13 protein-coding genes and 2 tRNA genes are annotated in these 17,789 nt (G+C 71.5%); 2 read left to right on the top strand and 13 right to left on the bottom strand.

All coding sequences use genetic code 11. The features are described from left to right. Positions 1-32 precede the first annotated feature (32 nt). The 12 genes from O145_RS10705 to O145_RS10650 all read right to left on the bottom strand — a co-directional run bounded on the left by O145_RS10705 (position 33) and on the right by O145_RS10650 (position 14,205). Positions 33-119, bottom strand: a tRNA-Ser gene (locus tag O145_RS10705). A 223-nt stretch (positions 120-342) separates the two neighbouring features. After that, positions 343-428 (bottom strand) — tRNA-Ser (locus O145_RS10700). A gap of 160 nt (positions 429-588) precedes the next feature. Beyond that, positions 589-2,439 carry an FtsX-like permease family protein gene (locus O145_RS10695; protein ID WP_043562844.1) on the bottom strand — a complete coding sequence of 617 codons (1,851 nt, stop codon included), beginning with the start codon at positions 2,437-2,439 and terminating at the stop codon, positions 589-591. Continuing rightward, positions 2,436-3,137, bottom strand: coding sequence for an ABC transporter ATP-binding protein (locus O145_RS10690; RefSeq protein WP_169740349.1), 702 nt, complete (start codon positions 3,135-3,137; stop codon positions 2,436-2,438). Before O145_RS10690 ends, O145_RS10695 begins: the two co-directional genes overlap by 4 nt. A 294-nt stretch (positions 3,138-3,431) precedes the next feature. Further along, positions 3,432-3,749 (bottom strand): class III lanthionine synthetase LanKC N-terminal domain-containing protein, encoded by a 318-nt coding sequence (locus O145_RS20025; protein ID WP_454931067.1) that lies wholly within the window; start codon positions 3,747-3,749, stop codon positions 3,432-3,434. 445 nt (positions 3,750-4,194) lie between these two features. After that, the gene (locus tag O145_RS10680) at positions 4,195-5,544 is read right to left on the bottom strand and encodes an AGE family epimerase/isomerase (protein WP_043562841.1); all 1,350 of its coding nucleotides are present in this window, start codon (positions 5,542-5,544) and stop codon (positions 4,195-4,197) included. Between the two features lie 284 nt (positions 5,545-5,828). Continuing rightward, positions 5,829-7,352, bottom strand: coding sequence for an ABC transporter substrate-binding protein (locus O145_RS10675; protein ID WP_043562839.1), 1,524 nt, complete (start codon positions 7,350-7,352; stop codon positions 5,829-5,831). Continuing rightward, a complete protein-coding gene (locus O145_RS10670) occupies positions 7,352-8,620 on the bottom strand; it encodes an HAD family hydrolase (RefSeq protein WP_043562837.1) in 1,269 nt (422 codons plus the stop codon). Before O145_RS10670 ends, O145_RS10675 begins: the two co-directional genes overlap by 1 nt. Before the next feature lie 12 nt (positions 8,621-8,632). Continuing rightward, positions 8,633-9,904, bottom strand: coding sequence for a serine--tRNA ligase (gene serS / locus O145_RS10665; protein WP_043562877.1), 1,272 nt, complete (start codon positions 9,902-9,904; stop codon positions 8,633-8,635). A 366-nt stretch (positions 9,905-10,270) separates the two neighbouring features. Beyond that, complete coding sequence (gene nhaC, locus O145_RS10660) at positions 10,271-11,773, bottom strand: Na+/H+ antiporter NhaC (protein WP_043562834.1); 1,503 nt, start codon at positions 11,771-11,773, stop codon at positions 10,271-10,273. Positions 11,774-12,079: 306 nt separating this feature from the next. Next, positions 12,080-13,318 carry a MalY/PatB family protein gene (locus tag O145_RS10655; protein ID WP_052375006.1) on the bottom strand — a complete coding sequence of 413 codons (1,239 nt, stop codon included), beginning with the start codon at positions 13,316-13,318 and terminating at the stop codon, positions 12,080-12,082. Continuing rightward, a complete protein-coding gene (locus O145_RS10650) occupies positions 13,315-14,205 on the bottom strand; it encodes a helix-turn-helix transcriptional regulator (protein ID WP_043562832.1) in 891 nt (296 codons plus the stop codon). Before O145_RS10650 ends, O145_RS10655 begins: the two co-directional genes overlap by 4 nt. Before the next feature lie 303 nt (positions 14,206-14,508). Here O145_RS10650 and O145_RS10645 point away from each other — a divergent pair, with 303 nt between their 5' ends. Both O145_RS10645 and O145_RS10640 read left to right on the top strand, forming a co-directional pair. Continuing rightward, positions 14,509-15,441: a hydrogen peroxide-inducible genes activator gene (locus O145_RS10645; protein ID WP_043562830.1), complete on the top strand. Its 933-nt coding sequence runs from the start codon at positions 14,509-14,511 to the stop codon at positions 15,439-15,441. A 73-nt stretch (positions 15,442-15,514) separates the two neighbouring features. Next, the gene (locus O145_RS10640; protein WP_043562828.1) at positions 15,515-16,537 is read left to right on the top strand and encodes a diacylglycerol/lipid kinase family protein; all 1,023 of its coding nucleotides are present in this window, start codon (positions 15,515-15,517) and stop codon (positions 16,535-16,537) included. A gap of 53 nt (positions 16,538-16,590) precedes the next feature. Here the strand turns inward: O145_RS10640 and O145_RS10635 are convergent, their stop codons facing one another. Further along, positions 16,591-17,556 (bottom strand): hypothetical protein, encoded by a 966-nt coding sequence (locus O145_RS10635; RefSeq protein ID WP_156966722.1) that lies wholly within the window; start codon positions 17,554-17,556, stop codon positions 16,591-16,593. Positions 17,557-17,789 lie beyond the last annotated feature (233 nt).

Raw genomic sequence — 17,789 nt, 5'->3', positions numbered from 1 at the left:
TCGGGGGCTCTCGCTGGAACTGCGCGGTGCGGCGGAGATGGGGAGATTCGAACTCCCGAGGGGCTTCCACCCCAACCTCCTTAGCAGGGAGGCGCACTAGGCCACTATGCGACATCTCCGGGTGCCGGATCGGCCCGATGAGCCTACCCCAGGGCACAGGTCCGGGCCAAACCGGGCGGCCCGCCCGCGGCGTTCGCGCCCGCCCCCGTGCTCGCGCGCCTCCCGCTTCGCGCCGCCCCTGTCGAGATAGACGTTTTCGTACGAGGTGGACGGTGTCACCGTCTACCTCGTACGAAAACGTCTATCTCGGCGCACGAGGCCGGGGCCGGCGCGCCCTCGCCGCGGAGAGAGGGGGATTCGAACCCCCGGTACGCCAGGCGTACAGCGGTTTTCAAGACCGCCACATTCGGCCGCTCTGTCATCTCTCCACGTCCGCGGGCCCCGCCCGCGGGCAAGCCCAGACCCTACCACCCCGCCGGGCCTCCCGGCGTCCGTCTCCGGCGTCGTCGTCCACCCGCCGTCGCCACCCGTCACCACCGGGCGCCGCCCGGGCTCGTCCCATGCTCGGGGGAGGAGCCGGACCGCCGATCATCCGCGCGTCGCGGCGTAGGGCCGCCACGACGAGACGCAGAGCGCCGAGGCCGTGGAAACGAGCCAGATCACGACGGGGACCGCGATGTAGGACAGCTGCGCCCACGGAATAGTCGGCCTGACGCCGATCATTGTCGCATACGGGCGGATCACAAGGGTGAGGAGCGCCAGACCCACCGCCATCGCCACGATGCCCACGTACAGAGTATCGATTGCGACGGACAGAATCAGCGCCCTGGCGCGCTGCCACCGGGGCATTCCGAGAAGATCCAGCACGCGCAGGTCCGTGCGCCGGGCGACAACAGTCGTCGCAGTCGCCGCGGCGGCGAGCGTCAGGCACAGCGCGAGCGGGGCTCCCACCAGGAGCGGCGTCTCAAGGCTGCCGGACCCTCCCGAGTTGGACACAGCGGATCCGGGAGCCAGGGCCTGCACCCAGGCGGAGCCCTGCTGCACCTCCCACCCCTCGGGGGCGTCCCGGGCGCCGCGCAGGAGCATGGCGACCGGGCCCGTGACGAGCCCGGCGGCGGCCGCATCGGTGACGAGGCAGTCCCCGAAGGTCGAGGGCATGTCGACGACGTCGGTCACCGCGACCCTGACCGGGCCCTCGCCCCGCCCCGACAGAACAAGCTCATCGCCCGGTGCGACACCCAGGTGCAGCGCCCCCTGTCGGGTCACCACCACGCCCGGGGTGCCGGCCGTGGCACCGAGCGAGGCGAGCCAGTCACCGGCCTCGGACCCGCCGAGCACCGTGATCGACTGAACCTGCTCCTCACCGCCGGTGGCGGTCGCACCGGGATTCCTGATGACCGCCTTCCCCTCGGCCAGGATCACCCCGTCGCCCTCCGTCACCTGCGTGCGGGCCTCCATCGCGGGCAGCACCGCTCGGGCCACGCGGTCCTGCCCCACGACCTCTTGGAGCCGGTGACGCGCCATCGTGTCAGTCGCAGCCGGGTAGCCGCCCAGGAAGACGCACATCATGGTGGCGATGACTGTTGCGCTGATGACCGTCACCTGGTGCCGGTGCTCGTGCCAGCGTCGTGACAGCAGCGCGGGCGCGGACACCCGGGGCCACGGGAGATGGGCCGCCGCCCTGCCGCAGCCCGCAGCGACGGCCCTCCACACCATGCACAGCAGGACGATCAGACAGATGAGGGCGAGCACGCCGAGCAGGAAGGCCGTCTCGTCCGAACGCGTGGATGTCACCACCCGCAGCAAGAGCACGGTGCAGACCGTCAGCACAAGCACGCCGAGCAGGCGCGCGGCCATGCGCAGGGCGCCGTGCGGGCCGTTCGCCCGCCCGGGCGGAGCGGTGCCGGCGGGCTCCACCCGGGTCAGGGTCAAAGAAGCGCCGAAAGTCCCCACGAAGGCGACGAGCGCCGTCCCGAGGACCGTGAGAAGTGTAGCGTTCAGGCGCCAACGCGCAGAGGTGCCCGCCGGCACCACATCCATTGACACCAGGTAGGGGGTGAGCAGTGGCACCACGACGTACCGGGTCAGCACGGTGCCGGTGAGGGCCGCTACGAGGGCGAGCGCCGCCGTCTCGATCAGAAGAGCGAGCCGCAGGTGTCGGGCGCTCATCCCGATGATTCTCAGCCGTCGGGCCATGGCCCAGCGCTCCGCCACGGCATGCCGTGTCACCGCTCTCAGCACCACCAGCGTGCAGACGATCGCGATGGCCCCTATTGTGACCAATGACCCGATGTCCCCGCCCTCCGCCAGCCCGAAGGCGTAGGACGCCAGGGTGGAGATCACGAGGCCGCCGACGGTCAGAACGGCGAGGACCGGTTTCAGGAGGTCGCGCTCGCTCCAGGAGATGCGGACCAGGTCGCGGGCGGAACCGGATGTCATGCCGCGTCCCCCGTCTCCCTCAAGGCCCCCAGAACGCTGTCGGGCGTCGGCTCCTCCAGGGTCGCCGAGACCCTGCCGCCGTCGATGACGAGAACACGGTCGGTGCTGCAGGCCAGCGACACGTCGTGGGTGGCGACCAGCACCGCCCGCTCCTCGCGGACGACCGGGTCCAGGAGGACCGACAGCACCTCCTGGCGGGTCACCGGATCCAGAGCGCCGGTGGGCTCGTCGGCGAACAGCACCCGCGCGTCGTTGGCGATCGCGCGGCCGATGGCCACGCGCTGACGCTGCCCTCCGGAGAGCTCGCCGGTCCGTCGTTCCAGAAGCGCGCCTATGCCGAGCGCCTCGGCCACCTCCTGCACCTGTTCCTCGCGAACAGCGCGCCTCGACATGCGCGCCGGAAGGGTGATGTTCTCCGATACGGTGAGCGCATCGACGAGGGTGTAGTCCTGGAAAACGAACCCGAACTCGTCCCTGCGGAGTCGTGCCCGGGCGCCCTCCGAGAGCCGCATGATATTCCTGCCCCGGTAGTGGACGGCGCCGGAGGTGGCGCGCAGGAGGCCGGCGGCGCAGCTCATCATCGTCGACTTCCCCGAGCCCGAGCGGCCGACCAGGGCCGTAACGGTGCCGATTGCAAGCGCAAGGTCGCATGGCCCGATCACCGGCCCGCTGTTGCGCCGTCCGTAACGGTGGGTCACCCCGTCCAGCAGTAGGACCGGATCGCTCTCCCCGCCGGCAGTCGCTCCACGCCCAGTAATTGTCATGAGATGCCCCCATCCATCATCAGCATCCTATAGATCGGCGACGAAGACGCCACCTGCTGCGGGCTGCCCGTCGCGACGAGCACCCCGCGGTCGAGAACAGCCACATGATCAACGTCTCGAATGGTCGACAGGCGATGAGCTATAATAATAACAGTGATATCGGGGGGAATGGTCCGGATCGCGTCGACAATCAGGTTCTCACTCTCCGCATCCAGACTCGCGCTGGGCTCATCGAGCAGCAGGATCGGTCTCCGGTGCACACGCCTTCGCAGTACGTGACAACGTCATCTCAGCATTTTGAGGCGTCGTCGACACATGAATCTTCCACCCTTGTACCGGCAGGCGAAGGACAGGCGGCCTTACGTGATGCCATCCTTCCGTAATACTGCTGGACCAACCCGTCGGAAGTGGGTCAACACTAAAAGGCGCTTCATCGATCACCCTGGGCAGGTCATAAAAATAAGGATCGCCTTGACAGAACTCAAGATATGCGACATTGGCCGTTGCGGAATCACCTCGATGATACCGCACCAAATGCAGACCCATGCGGCTCAGGGTAGAAGATCAGGAAATAGATGACCTGCATGTGGGGCTAGCATATAAAGCACATACCGGATCGTCAATAGACCTTTAGACCCAATATTGCTCGAGCGAGCGGATGACGGCGTCGAGAGCCACCGGGCGGCGCAGTCGACCGCGGCGTCCTGAACAGCGGGCGCCCTCGGCCTCAACCGGCGGGCAGCCCCCCTCGGCATTGCCCTGAGCAACGCCCCTCGGCCGGATCTCGACCGACCGCTTCCGGGCCCGGGCCTCGGAGGATGCTCTGGTGCCGTCGTGGTGCACCACGAGTCGGACCCACAGCAGGAGAAGCCGACGGAACCCTCCCCGTCGTCGTCCGCCCCGCCGGCACGCGCCGGGGCGCCGCCGCAGATGGGTGGACGAGGGAGGGCCTCAGAAATGCAGCCCCGCCCGCCCCGCCGGGGCGCCGCGCTCAGCCCCTCCCGAAGAACCCCCGCCGGCGGCTCGGCTGGGCCGACGCCGAAACCGGCGAGGCGGGCTTGTCCAGGCGCCCCTCCGCCAGGGCCTGCCCCATGGCCGGCCACACGGGTAGGCGGGACATGAGGGTGGCCTGCAGGGCGTGGTAGACGTCCGGGTGGCCGGCCCAGGTGCGGGTGGAGAGCTCGTTGTCCCGGTCGAGCTCGTGGACCCACACGCCCGGGGACTTGATGAGGTACTCCTCGGCGTAGTCGATCCAGGATCGGTAGCAGTGCTCGTAGTGCTCGACCTCGATCTCGCCGCGGCCGTCGTCGAGCAGGGCGCGGCGCAGGGCGGCGGCGGCGCTAATGCCCTCGCAGGCCACCCAGTGCATGCGCTCGTGGACGATCGGCGTGCCGTCGAAGTCCGTGGTGTAGACGAAGCCGGGGCCGCCGTCCACGCGCCAGCCGTCGGTGCGGGCGCGGTCGAAGAGCTCCTCGGCGGCGTCGAGCATCCAGTCCGGCACGGGCAGGGAGCGGGCCACGAGGGCCGCGCGGGCCTGGACGGTCAGGCGCGCCCACTCCAGGCCGTGGCCCGGCGTGACGCCGTAGGGCCGGAAGGGGTGGGCCGGCTGGTCCTTGTTGTAGTCCAGGTCGGGGTGCCAGCGCGTGTCGTAGTGCTCGGGCAGGTGCCAGTCATTGGTCCTGGCCTGGACGTTGACGGCGAAGTCGATGATCTGGACCGCGCGCGTGAGCCAGGTCGGGTCGCCGGTGACGTCGGCGGTGGCCAGGTAGGCCTCGACCGTGTGCATGGCGGCGTTAATGCCGCGGTAGTCCTCGGGGTCGGTGAAGTCGTGGGCGTAGGACTCGATCGGCAGGCCGTAGGTCTCATCCCACCAGTAGCGGTTCTGCACGGCCATGGCGTCGCGCAGGAGCTCGTGCGCGCCGGGGCGGTCGGCGGCGGTGGCGGTGGCGGCCGCGAGCAGGACGAAGGCGTGCTGGTAGCACTCCTTGCGAGCAGCGGGGTCGGCGGGCACGCCGCGGCCCTCGGCGTCGAGCTCATGGCCGACGGCGGAGTACCAGCCGCCGTGCACGGTATCGCGCATGACCCGGCTCAGGGCGCGCACGCCGTGGTCGCAGTAGCGGCGGCACCCGGGGATGCCCATGAGAGTGCCCAGCGAGAAGGCGAAGGTCATGCGACCGGTGATCCACAGCTCGACGGGGTGGGAGGCGTCGACCCGGCCGTCCTCGCCGATCCACCCGAAGCCGGCCGGGACCCTGGCGGCCCGCGCGAAGCGGAGCAGCGCGTGCGTCTCGGCGGCGAGCCAGCGGTTGTGCTCCGGCGCTCCGAACCATCCCAGTCCCATGAGTCCTCCTCGACCCGGTCGGTGCTCTCGCTGATGCCTCAGCGGCCCGCCCGCTGCGCCGTCGCGGCAGCGGACCGGGCACGTCGAACGTTAGCAGGCGGCCCGCCGTCGTGCCCGCAGTATCGCCCATATGTATCGCCATATGATCGCCGTCCTCGCCCAGCCGCAAACCGGGACAGTCCTCGGGGTCGGTGGGCGGGTTCCTCCTCGCCCGTCCCGTGGACGCGACCGACCGTCGTCGAGACCAGGCGACGCCCGCGGGACGGACGGGACGCCCGGCCCGGCTACTCGTCGGGCCAGGCGGCCTCGGCCTGCGCCAGCGCCCTCTTGGAGTCCAGCTCGCCGGCCGTCCAGGAGGCCAGCGCCGTCCACAGGGCCCTGGTGCCCACCTGGGAGGGCATGGAGTCGGAGGCGTCCAGGCGGATGACGCTCTGACGCGACTGGAGGATCCGCGTGGCGCGGACGGTGACGTCGGAGCTGACCTCGCTCACGTCCACGCCGCGGTTGGCGGTCGCCACGCCGCCGAGCTCGGCCCGCTGCTGGGCCCACTCGGCGCTGGTGAGGTAGTCCATGACGGCGTTGGCGGCCTCGGATGTCCCGTCCGCCTGGCGCAGTGAGACGAGGTAGTCCCCGCCGACGAGCACCGGCGGCCCCCCGTCCGCGTCGTCGGCGCCGGGGACGAGGAAGGCCGACACGCTCGCGGGCGGGCCGCTGCTCGCCGTGGCGCCGGCGCCCGCCGTCGCACTGGTGTCGGTGCCGCTGTACGCCTCCGTGCCGTCGCTCGCCGCGACACCGCCCCCCACGGTCGGGGCGATGCTCGGGCCCTCCCCGGTGCGCCCCTTGGTGTCGGTGATAATGGTGCCCGCCGGCAGCATGGTCTCGAAGTTCGAGGAGGCCAGCATCATGAGGCAGCTGCCGTCCGCGAGCTGCTGCCCGGCCTGCTCCATGGTCGTGGACAGGGCGCCGTCGCGCCCGCCATGGACGTGCCCGCCCTTCATTAGGAGGGAGTCGACCGTGCCCAGGGCGTTGACGGCCGACGGCGAGTCGAGGGCGACGGTGTGGTTGGCCCAGGCGTCGTAGGCGCCGAGGCCGCCGGTGGCCAGGAGGGACTCCTCGAGCCAGTCCGTCATGGTCCACCCCGTGGTGCCGCCGTCGGCCATCCCCAGGCACCATGGCGTCACCCCGTCCTTGGGGTGGTCCGCCGCGATCCTGTTGGTCAGCGCGACCAGCTCGTCCCAGGTGGCCGGGACCTCGTAGCCGGCCTTCGCGAAGGTCTCCGGGGAGTACCACACGAAGGACTTGACCGAGGCCATGAGCGGCGCCCCGTAGAAGGTGCCGTCCACAGTGCCGGCCGCGGACCAGGCGTGGTCCCAGCCGAGCTCGACATTGGCGCCCACGACGTCGGACAGCGGGCTGAGCGCGTCCTTGCCGGCGAGGTCCGCCACGAGACCGGGCTGGGGGACGACGGCGAGGTCGGCGTCCCAGTCCGTCGTCCCGTCGGCCCTGGCGCGCAGGTTCTCCTCGAGCCGGTCGGAGCCCTCGTGCACGACGTCGATGCCCGTGCACTCCTCGAACCGCTCCATGGACTGCTCGAAGCGCTCCCCCTCGGTGCCGGTCAGGGCGGTGGCGATCTTGACGGTGCCGCCCCCGCCGTCCTTGGGCGTGTACCGGGCGAGGACCTCGCAGGAGCCGATCTCTGCGGCCGAGTTGTGCGCGCCGGCGCAGGCGTTGAGCCCCGTGCCGGTCAGCGCCAGGACGGCGGCGAGCGCAAGCGCCCGGGAGGCGGAAGTGGGCTTTGAACGCGCCATCAGCTCTGGCTCCTCTTTCTCGTTCGCTCGACGACGGCGTCGAGCAGGGCGGCGCAGCCGTCGTGCCACACCGGCCCGGTGACAATGTCACTGCTTTCCTTGACGGACCCGGGCGCCGAGCCCATGGCGGCGCCGACACCGGCCCACCGCAGCATCTCGACGTCGTTGGTCCCGTCCCCCACCGCGATGGTGCGGCTCGCATCGGTGCCCAGCCGCGCGGCGAGGGCCTGCAGGGCCGAGGCCTTGGTCACGCCCTCGGGGGCGACGTCGAGCCAGGCGGTCCACCCGATGGCGTACTCCACCGAGTGGAGCCCGCAGCCGGCCACCAGGTCCGAGAACTCGCCCACGTCCATCCCCGGCGCGCGCAGCACCACGCGGGTGACGGGCTGGGCGGCCATCTCCTTCAGGCCCACGACCCGCTGCGCCTCGATGAGCTCGCCGTCGGGGAAGGGCCGCGAGACCTTGAACCCGTCGCCGAGGACCTCCACGGCGACAATGCCGTCCGGGACCGCCCGCGTCAGCGCGGCGATGGCGTCGGCGGGGTCGAAGGTGACGGCGTCGGCGATCTCGTAGCCGCCGGGCGCGGCCGGGTCCATGCGCAGGGTGATGGCCCCGTTGGCGCAGATCATCCACCCGTCGGTCAGGCCCACGTGGTAGGCCACGGGCAGGGCCGCCTGGATGCCGCGGCCGGTCGAGATGACGATCTGGACGCCGTAGGTCCGCAGCCGGGCGAGGGAGGCCATCATCCGCTCCGAGACCCGCCCGTTGATGTCCAGGATGGTGCCGTCGACGTCGAGGGCGACCAGGAGCCGCTCATCGGGAAGGAGACCGAGGGAGGCGGCGGGGGAGGCGGGAGCAGCATCGGTGCCGGGAGGCCCGACGACGGAGGCGGAGGCGGGCCCGGCACCCGCGCCGTCGTCGGGGGCGCCGGCGGCCGCGCCGTGGAGCCCGGAGGCTGCGCCGGTCGGGGGGCCGCCGGAGGACGCAATGCTGACCGGCTCCCCGGCCCGCGCCCCGGCGGGCAGGGGGGCGAGCCGGTCCAGGTCCGCCATGCGCGCCCGGACCACGGCGTGGTAGTCGTCGTGCGGCAGGGGCCGGAGCATGCGGTGGGAGCGGGCGTACTCGCTCGAGGAGCCCAGACCGGCGTCGTCCGCCCCCGCCGCGGGGCCGACGAGCGGAGGCCCGGCCGCCCCGAGGGCGCCGGGGGTACGGCGGGGATGGGCCGGGGGGCCGTCCCCCGGCGCAGAGCCGACGTCGTACTCGTTCACGGGCCGGCCGTCTCAGGCGACGGGCTCGATGACCTCGAGGCCGCCCAGGTAGGGGCGCAGTCCTTCGGGGACGACGACGGCGCCGTCGGGGCGCTGATGGTTCTCCAGGATGGCGACGATCCAGCGGGTGGTCGCCAGCGTGCCGTTGAGGGTGGCCACCGGCGCGGTCCCCCCGTCGCGCCGCTCGCGGATGGCCAGGCGGCGGGCCTGGTAGGTGGTGCAGTTGGAGGTGGAGGTGACCTCCATCCAGCGGCTCTGGGTGGGCAGCCAGGCCTCGCAGTCGAACTTGCGGGCGGCCGAGGAGCCCAGGTCCCCGGCGGCGGTGTCGATGACCCGGTAGGGCAGGTCGGCCAGCGCCAGCATCTCCTCCTCCAGGGCCAGGAGCCGGGCGTGCTCGGCCTCGGCGTCCTCGGGGCGGACGTAGGCGAACATCTCCGCCTTGTTGAACTGGTGGACGCGGATGATGCCGCGGGTGTCCCTGCCGGCGGCGCCCGCCTCGCGCCGATAGCAGGTGGACCACCCCAGGTAGCGGCGCGGACCGGCGGACAGGTCGAGGATCTCGTCGGCGTGGTAGCCGGCCAGGGCCACCTCGGAAGTGCCGGTGAGGTAGAGGTCGTCGGCGGGCAGGTAGTAGATCTCATCGCTGTGGGCGCCGAGGAACCCGGTGCCGCCCATGACCTGGGGGGTCACGAGGGTGGGGGTGGTCATGGGCGTGAAGCCGCGGGCGGAGGCGAGGCCCAGGGCCGCGGTCATGAGGGCGAGCTCCAGGCGCATGCCGGCGCCCTTGAGGAAGTAGAAGCGGGCGCCGGCGACCTTGGCGCCGCGACGGGTGTCGATAATGTCCAGGCCCTCGCCGAGCGCCAGGTGGTCGGCCGGCTCGAAGCCCTCGGCGGCGAAGTCGCGGGGAGCCGGGCCCTCGTGGCGCACGACGACGTAGTCCTCCTCCCCGCCGGCCGGCGCCCCGGCGATGAGGTTGGCGAGCTGGTGGGCGAGCTCGTCGAGGGCGGCGGCCGCGGCGTCGGCGGCGGCCTGCGCCTCCTTGACCCGGGCGGCCAGCTCCTTGGCCCGGGCGAGGACCTCCGGGCGCTCCTGCGGGGAGGCCTTGCCGACCGACCTGGAGACGGTCTTCTGCTCGGCGCGCAGGGACTCGAAGTCCTGCAGGAGGGTGCGGCGGGCCTCATCGGCCTCGATGATGCGGTCGACGAGGGCGACGTCGGCACCACGGGCTCTCTGGCTGGCGCGGTAGGGCTCGGGATTCTCGCGGAGCGCGCGCAGGTCGATCATGGGGCCGAGTGTAGCGAGGGGCCGGGCCGCGCGCGGACCCTCCCGCCCATTCGCCGAGACGGCCCCCGGCACGCACCGGCCCACGCCCGCACGGCGGCATCCAGATCCTCCTTGACCAGCACCAGCGGCACGAGCACCAGCCCACGCCCGCACGGCGGTATCCTCATGCCCGCGAGCGCGAACGGCCCCGGGCCCCGGTCCGGGGGAACGGCCCGCCCCGCCGCGCACCGGCTCACGGAGGAGCCCGGGGCGCCGCACCGTCCTGCACGCCGCCGGCCCCGGCGCTCACCGGCTCACGACGGGGGCGGGCCCCGGTCGAGGACCGGGGCCCGCCCCGCACTGCCTACCGCTCGGCGAGTGCGCGTGTCAGCCGTCGGCGAGCATCTCGTCCCGCTCCTGCGAGGAGAGGCGCGCGATCCCGATACCGGTCGCGCCCCAGAGCATCGCGAAGAAGATGGCGATCCAGTTGGAGACGGCCCATGGCATGTAGCTGAGCGTCGCGACGCCGAGGGTCCCGGCCATGTAGGCGCCCGCGGAGGTCCACGGGAGGATCGGCTCCCACACGGTCGCGGCGTCCTCGATCGTCCGGGAGAGGTTCTTCGGGTGCAGGCCCCGACGGACGTACTCGTCGCGGAGCATCTCGCCGGGGATGAGGAGGGAGACCTGGCCGTTGGAGGTGATGCCGATCGTCGCCAGGCCGGTGACGATCGTGGCGAGGATGAGGCCGAAGGTCGAGCGGACGGGTTCGAGGACCCGGGAGATGAGGACGTCGAGCGAGCCCGAGACCGACACGACGCCGGCGAAGCTGATCGCGCAGAAGCAGATGAGCAGGACGCCCATCATCGAGTTCATGCCGCCGCGGTTGAGGAGGCGGCTGACGTCCTCGATGACGCCGGAGGGGTCGAAGCCCGCCTTGCCGACCATCTTGACGTCGAAGCCGTCGACCCCGGCGACGATGGTGTTCTTGAAGCTCACGTGCTCGAAGACGACGGCGTTGACCATGGCGCAGGCGGCGGAGACGAGCATGACGGGGATCGTCGGCTTCTTCCACATGGATCCGCCCAGGACGATGACGACGGGGAGCAGCAGCAGGATGTTCCAGTTGAAGGCGGCGTCGAGGTCGCCGAGGATGGCGCCCACCTTCTCGGGGACGGCGCCGCCGTGGGACCGGAGGCCGAGAACCGTGTAGACGACCGCCGAGGTGAGGAAGGCGGGGACGGTCGTCCACATGAGGTGCCGAATGTGCGTGAAGAGGTTCACTCCGGTGGCGACCGAGGCGATGTTCGTCGTGTCCGAGAGCGGCGAGAGCTTGTCGCCGAAGTAGGCGCCGGCGACGACCGCTCCAGCGACCATCGGCAGGTTCGCGTCCACGCCCATCGCCACGCCCATGAAGGCGACGCCAACCGTGCCGGCCGAGCCCCAGGAGGTGCCGGTGCACAGGGAGACGATCGCCGTGACGACGAGTGCGATGAGGGCGAGGAACTTCGGGCTGATGATCTTCAGCCCGAAGTAGATGAGCATGGGGATGGTTCCGCCGGCCATCCACGTGCCGATGAGGAGACCGACGCAGATGAGGATGAGGATCGCCGGCATGGTCTTGGCGATCTTCTCGGCGATCGAGGAGATGATCTCGTTCCACCCGTAGCCGAGGTGCCGGGCGACGAGGCCCGCGACGACCGCGGAGGCGATGAGGAGCGGCTCGACGGGCAGCTCCGCGGCGATGTAGCCACCGCCCAGGAGTGCGATGAGGGTCAGGACGGGGATCGCGGCGATCCAGACGCTCGGGGTCCGGTGGACACGGGACGCTTCCGCCCGGTCATCCTGAGGACTCTGAGGACCGGCATCGTCCTTGACGCGGGATTCTGACATGAAGGGATACCTTTCTGGGTTGTTTCCGGGTTGTGAGTCGTTTCCGGGTTGTTCTTCTCGGTTGTTCCCCGATCGTTGGGAACGAACGGGGAGGGTCGCGACTCGTCGGGCGCCGTCGGCCGGGACTCGGGGCCCGGGGTCCGGGCGGAGATCGGCGACGGGCGGGCGTGGCCGCGCAGTTCGTCATGCGGCCCCGTCATGCGGCCGCCGGGATCCGGGTGGAGGCCGGGAACGGCCGCGCGCCCGCTGTGCGGGACGGGCGGCACCCCGGCTCGGGGCGCTCCTCCGGGACGCCGCCCGAGACGCTCAGGGGTGGGGAGCGGTGTCGGCCCCGCCGGCCCGACCGGCGTGGTTGGCCCGGATGGCCCGGCACAGGCGCGGGAGCGCCTCGACGAGCTCGTCCGTCGGGAGCGCCGTATTGATGCGGAACCAGCCCGCGTAGTGGTCCCCGAAGTCCTCGCCGGGGCTCACCGCGACGCGGCAGGCCCGCATCGCGCGGTCGAGGTCGGCGCCGTCGCGCAGGTAGGGGCGCGCATCGATCCAGACGAGGTAGGTGCCATCGGGATCCGTGACGCGGGCGCGAGGCAGCTCCGCGCGGACGATCCTCACGGACTCGACGATATTGGCGTCGATGATGGACAGGAGGCCATCGACCCATGAGGCCCCGCGGGTCCACGCGGCGATGGCCGCGGGGATCGCGAAGTAGGAGGGGTTGTGAAGGCCCATGCGGCGCTTGGCGGCCTCGAGCTCGTCGCCGAGGCTCCCCGGGACGAGAACGGCGGTGGCCTCCAGTCCCGCGATCGTGAAGGTCTTCCCGGGCGAGGCGCACTGGATGAGGCGCCCCGATCCCCACAGGGCGGGGGAGGCCACGGCGATCGGGACGTAGCGGGTGCGGCCCGGGCGCTCGAAGTCGGCGTGGATGTCGTCGGAGAGGACGAGGGCCCCGGAGGACAGCGCGACGTCGGCGACGGCGCCCAGCTCCTCAGCCGTCCAGATGCGACCGGTGGGATTGTGCGGGTTGCACAGGAGGAGCAGGTCGGCGCCGTCGAGGGCGCGCTCCAGGGCGGGGACGTCGATGCGCGCGGGGAGGGCGTCGGTCAGGAGGGGGACGCGGCGGATCTCGGCGCCGGATCGTTCGGCGACCTCGAGGAGCGGCCCGTAGGCCGGATCGAGGGAGACGACGACGGGCCGGGCGGTGCCGCGGTCGGGCAGGACGATATTGAGCAGAGCGCTCACGCACTGAACGACTCGCGGGAAGAAGCGGACGCACGCGGGCCCGGGGTCCCAGTCGTGCCGCTCCCGCTGCCAGGAGACGGCCGCCCGCCGGAAGTCGTCGAAGACCTCCGTGTACCCGTAGGTCCCGTGCCGCGCGGCAGCGACGACGGCGTCGATGACGCACGGGGCGGTGCGGAACTCCATGTCGGCGACCGACATGCTGATGGCTCCGGGGCCGAGGGGGGCGGCGAGGAGGTCCCACTTCGCGCTGTGAGTGCCCCGGCGGTCGAGGTGCTCTGCGAAGCCCGCCGACGCCGCGACGGCGGTCATGAGGCACCCCCCGTCGGGGAGACCGAGGCCGACCGAGTCGAGCGCGCCGAAGGAGCTGACGCCGTCGGGGCCGAGCCCCGCCCGCCCTCCCGGGCCGCGCTCTCGCCGTTCCCGTTGATCTCCTCGATCTCGTTGAGGTAGTTGTAGATGGTGAAGCGGGTGACGCCGAGGGCCCGGGCGGCCATCTCGACGGCATCGCGCAGCATGAAGAAGCCGCGGCGCTTCAGGGAGCGGACGGCGTCCACCTTGTGCACCTTGCGCATAAGGGATACGGGCACGTCCTGCTCCTCGACGGCCTGCTGGAGGAGGACGGCGGCGAGCTCATCGACGTCGCGGGCGAAGGCCTCCCCTTCCCCGGCATCCGCGACGCGGGTCGTCCCCGCGCCGTCCCGCCGACCCCGCCCGGCGGCGTCATCGCCGGCGGCCCCGCGCTCGGCGGCGTCGGGTGCGAGGAACTCCTCGCACCCGAGGATGGAGCGCGCGGCGTCGCCGATGATCGTCCAATCCGTCACATCACGGTTGATGCAGAGGGCGGCGACGGGCCGGTCATCGGCGTCGCGGATGATGATCGTCGTCGACAAGAGACTGCGGCCGGTTGGAGAGGTGGTGCGATAACCGATGCGAGTCCTGAGGTCGCCGCCGGCGGCAGCCTCAAGAAGACGGTCCGTGGCCGGGTCGCCGGGACGGCGCCCGGTGACGTCGCCCTCGATGGCGATGATCGAGTCGGGGAGGGCCGCGAGATCGTGGAGGACGACCTCCGCGGATCCGGGCAGCGACCGCTCAAGAGGGCCGACGAGCTGCTCGAGAACGGCGAAGACTCCCCTCCCGCCGGCAGCATCAGGTCGCCCGACGGTTTTGGGACGACCGCGTGTGGAATCGCTCTTCATCGGGCGTTTCACGCTCCATGTCTCGCTTCATGGCTTCCATGGGAAGCCTTCACCGTTTTGTTGTTGGAACCAACAATATAGAGAGGCCTCGGCGTCGTCAACTCTCGTTTGAAGCCTTCAACAGTTCATCGCACGCCTCTGAGGCGGCCGAGCGACCCGGGGCCGCGGCCCGAGCCGTCGCCCACCCCACTGTGAGATAACCTGTGAAACGGGTCGGATTAATTGGGGATACCGTAGTGTTATGCGGTGAGTGGGCCTTCGCCTATCGCGAGCCCGACCACCCGACACCTTCAGGACGCACTCATGCCCACTTCATCCCTCCCCTCCTTCTCGCAGCTGAGGGCCTTCGTCGCGCTGTGCGACCACCAGCACTTCGGCGAGGCGGCCGCGACCCTCGGCGTCAGCCAGCCGAGCCTGTCCCAGGCGATCACCGCCCTGGAGAAGCGCGTCGGCGGAGAGCTGGTCGAGCGCACCACCCGCCGTGTCCTGGTCACCCCGCTCGGCGAGACCCTGCTGCCCTACGCCCGCGAGGCCGTCCTGGCCGCCGAGTCCTTCAACGACGCCGTCGCCAGCCAGGGGGCCGCCCTGACCGGGACGATGCGCCTGGGCCTGATCCCGACTCTCGCCCCCTACATGGCCCCGGTGATCCTCGACGGCCTGCCCGCCGAGCTGCCCGACCTGCACCCCGAGCTGCGCGAAATGGTCACCGGCGACATCCTCGACATGCTGGGGCAGGGGCGCCTGGACGCCGCCGTCATCGCCATCGACATCGACGATCTCCGCCGCGCCGCGGCCGTGCCCATGTTCGACGAGCCGCTCGTCGTCCTGGTCCCCCAGGACCACCCCTGGGCCGGCCGCACCGACCTGGAGCCCGACGAGCTCGAGGACCAGCGGCTGCTGCTCCTGGACGAGGGCAACTGCCTGCGCGACCAGACGCTGGCCCTGTGTCAGCGCTACAGCTCCCAGCCGCCGACCGCCGTGGCCACGACCCTGTCGACGGTGGTGCGCATGGTCGTCCACGGCGTGGGCATCACCGTCGTCCCCGAGGGGTCGCTGCACATGCTCGACCACGAGGACTACGCCGTCGCGCGCTTCGCCGGACGCGGGCCGGTCCGCCGCATCGGCGTCGTCCACCGCACCTCCTCATCGCGGGGGGAGGACTTCGTCCGGCTCGCGGAGGTCCTCACCCGGCTCGCCGACGACGCCGGCCTGCCCATGCGCCCCCTGGAGGACTGAGCGCTGGGGGCGCGGACCCCGCCGGGGCGCCGCCGCCCTGCCCCGGAGCCGCCGCCGCCCGTACCCTGGGGGCATGACCACGCGCCGGGACACGACGGGGACGCACCCGCACCCCCTGGCCTACGTCGTCGTCAACCCGTCCAAGCCCTGGGCGACCGACGCCGTCCGGCGCCGCGCGGCCACCGCCCTGCAGGACGCCGGGTACGCCGATCCGGTCTGGCTGGAGACGACGCCCGCCGAGCCCGGCAGCATGCAGGCGCGCCTGGCCGTCGCCTCCGGGGCGCGCCTGGTCGTGGCGGCCGGCGGGGACGGGACCGTGCGGGCCGTCGCGGCCGGTGTCGCGCACACCGGCGTCGAGATGGCGATCCTGCCCCTGGGCACGGCCAACCTCGCAGCCCGCAACCTCGGCCTGCCGGTCGGCCGCCTCAACGCGGCGCTCGACGTGGCCGCGCGCGGCACCGGCCGGCGCACGGACCTGGTGTGGGTGGGCACCGAGCCGACCGTCACCCCCGCCCCCGCGCCGCCGGGCGGCTGGTCTCGGCCCATCCTGAGGGACGAGCACGTCTGCATGGTGGTGGCCGGCGTCGGCTTCGACGCGGGACTGGTCGCCTCCACGCGCCCCGAGCTCAAGGCGCGGATCCGGTGGGGGGCCTACGCGGTGGCGGCGGTCGCCAACCTCGACTCCCCGCACATGGACCTGGTCGTGCAGGTGCGCGAGCCCGACGGCGGCATGCGGGTCGAGCGGCTGCGCGGGCGCACCCTGCTGGTGGCCAACGGCGGCCGGCTGCCCGCCGGGATCACGCTGCTGCGCGAGGCGCACATGGACGACGGCGTGCTGGACGTCGCCGTGATCGACACGGTCGGCGGGGTGGCCGGGTGGAGCTCCCTGGCGCGCCAGGTCCTGCCGCCATTCGCGGCCACCTACTCCAACCCCGCCCGGGCGCTGGGCCGGGTGACGCTGCGCCGGGGCACCGAGGCGGTCGTCCGGCTCGCCGAGCCGGCGCTGGTCCAGGTCGACGGCGAGCTGCTCGCGCCCACGCGCGGCCTGCGGGCGCGGCTGGACGCGGGCGCGCTCCTCGTGCGGCGCCCCGGCTGAGACGGCGCCCGGACGGCGCGTTCCGGCTGAGGCGGGACCCGGAGGGCGCGCCTCTACCGGGGGCGGATGGCCGTGATGCTGCCCCCGCTGCCGAGGGCACTGGGGACGGCGATAATCAGGTCCTCCCTGACCGGCGCAAGGGATAGATAGCGCGCCCAGAGATTGTAGTGCATGGTCTCCTCCCCAGTTTCCATGTCATAGGCCGCGAGGGCGCTGTTCTCAGCATTCTCCTCCCCCCTCCAGTACCCGAGGACCGTCTTGCCGTCGGAGAGAAGGAAGAAGCTGGTCGGGTGGGGGTACGCCGAGATACCGGTACCGGGGCCGCTGATCGCATGACCGTCGAAGGAGGCGCCCTCGAGAACCGCCTCGCACGGCTTCCACTCACTGCGGCAGTCGTAGTCCAGTACGTGGACGTCGCCGTCGGGGCCGACAATGTTGAGGTCCCACTCATTCTCACTCATCTTCGGCAAGGAGTCGTGGAGCTCCTCGGAAGAGATGTCCGCCTGGACGCTCAGGAGCCAGTTGCCCTCCTCGGACCACAGCTTCTCCCCCTGGCTATCGAAGACGCTCAAGGTCCCGCGATCGGGGGCGGAGTCGTATGACACGTCTATAGCGACCTCGCCGTTGGCGAGCGGCTCCACCTGGAACTTGTCTCCGTACGTCAGTATGGCGCCCGTCCTGGAATCGAGGAGGGCCAGGGCGGGTGAGTCCTCGCTCTTCCCATCACGGGGAATGACGACGTTCTCCTCGAACCTCGACCCGGTCAGGGCGATGACGATGGGGGCGTCAGAGGCGCAGCCCGCCATGCTGGAGTATGTGCCGTCGCCCTCGTCGCCCACGCTCCACAGAAGACTCCCATCGGCGGAGCGCCCCTCCATCTCGTCCATATTGGCGGGATGCTCTGCATTCGTGAATATGCCGACGTCTCCGGCGACGCAGTGGAGCACCAGGTTCTCGGTCCACGCAAGGGGGGTGACGCTCCCAGTGGCGCCGTCGACCATCTGATAGGAGGTCACCATCACTCCGCCCTCGCCCTCCACCGAGCACATGAGATTATTTCCCCAGAGCTCCGCGCTGATGCCGCAGTCCCCGGACCACACCTCCCTCGGCTCGGCCCCGGAGATGTCATAGAGATATGGCTGGAATTAAACAAGATCGGTGTGTGGCGGTGTGACTGGGAGGTGCTCGAAGTCGTAGTCGAAGGTGCGGTTGGTGATGTAGGCGGTGAAGGCCGCGAAGGTGTTCTCCGGGG

The sequence above is a fragment of the Actinomyces israelii DSM 43320 genome (assembly GCF_000711965.1).
Classification (GTDB): Bacteria; Actinomycetota; Actinomycetes; order Actinomycetales; family Actinomycetaceae; genus Actinomyces; species Actinomyces israelii.
This window is presented reverse-complemented; position numbering and strand designations above follow the sequence as displayed.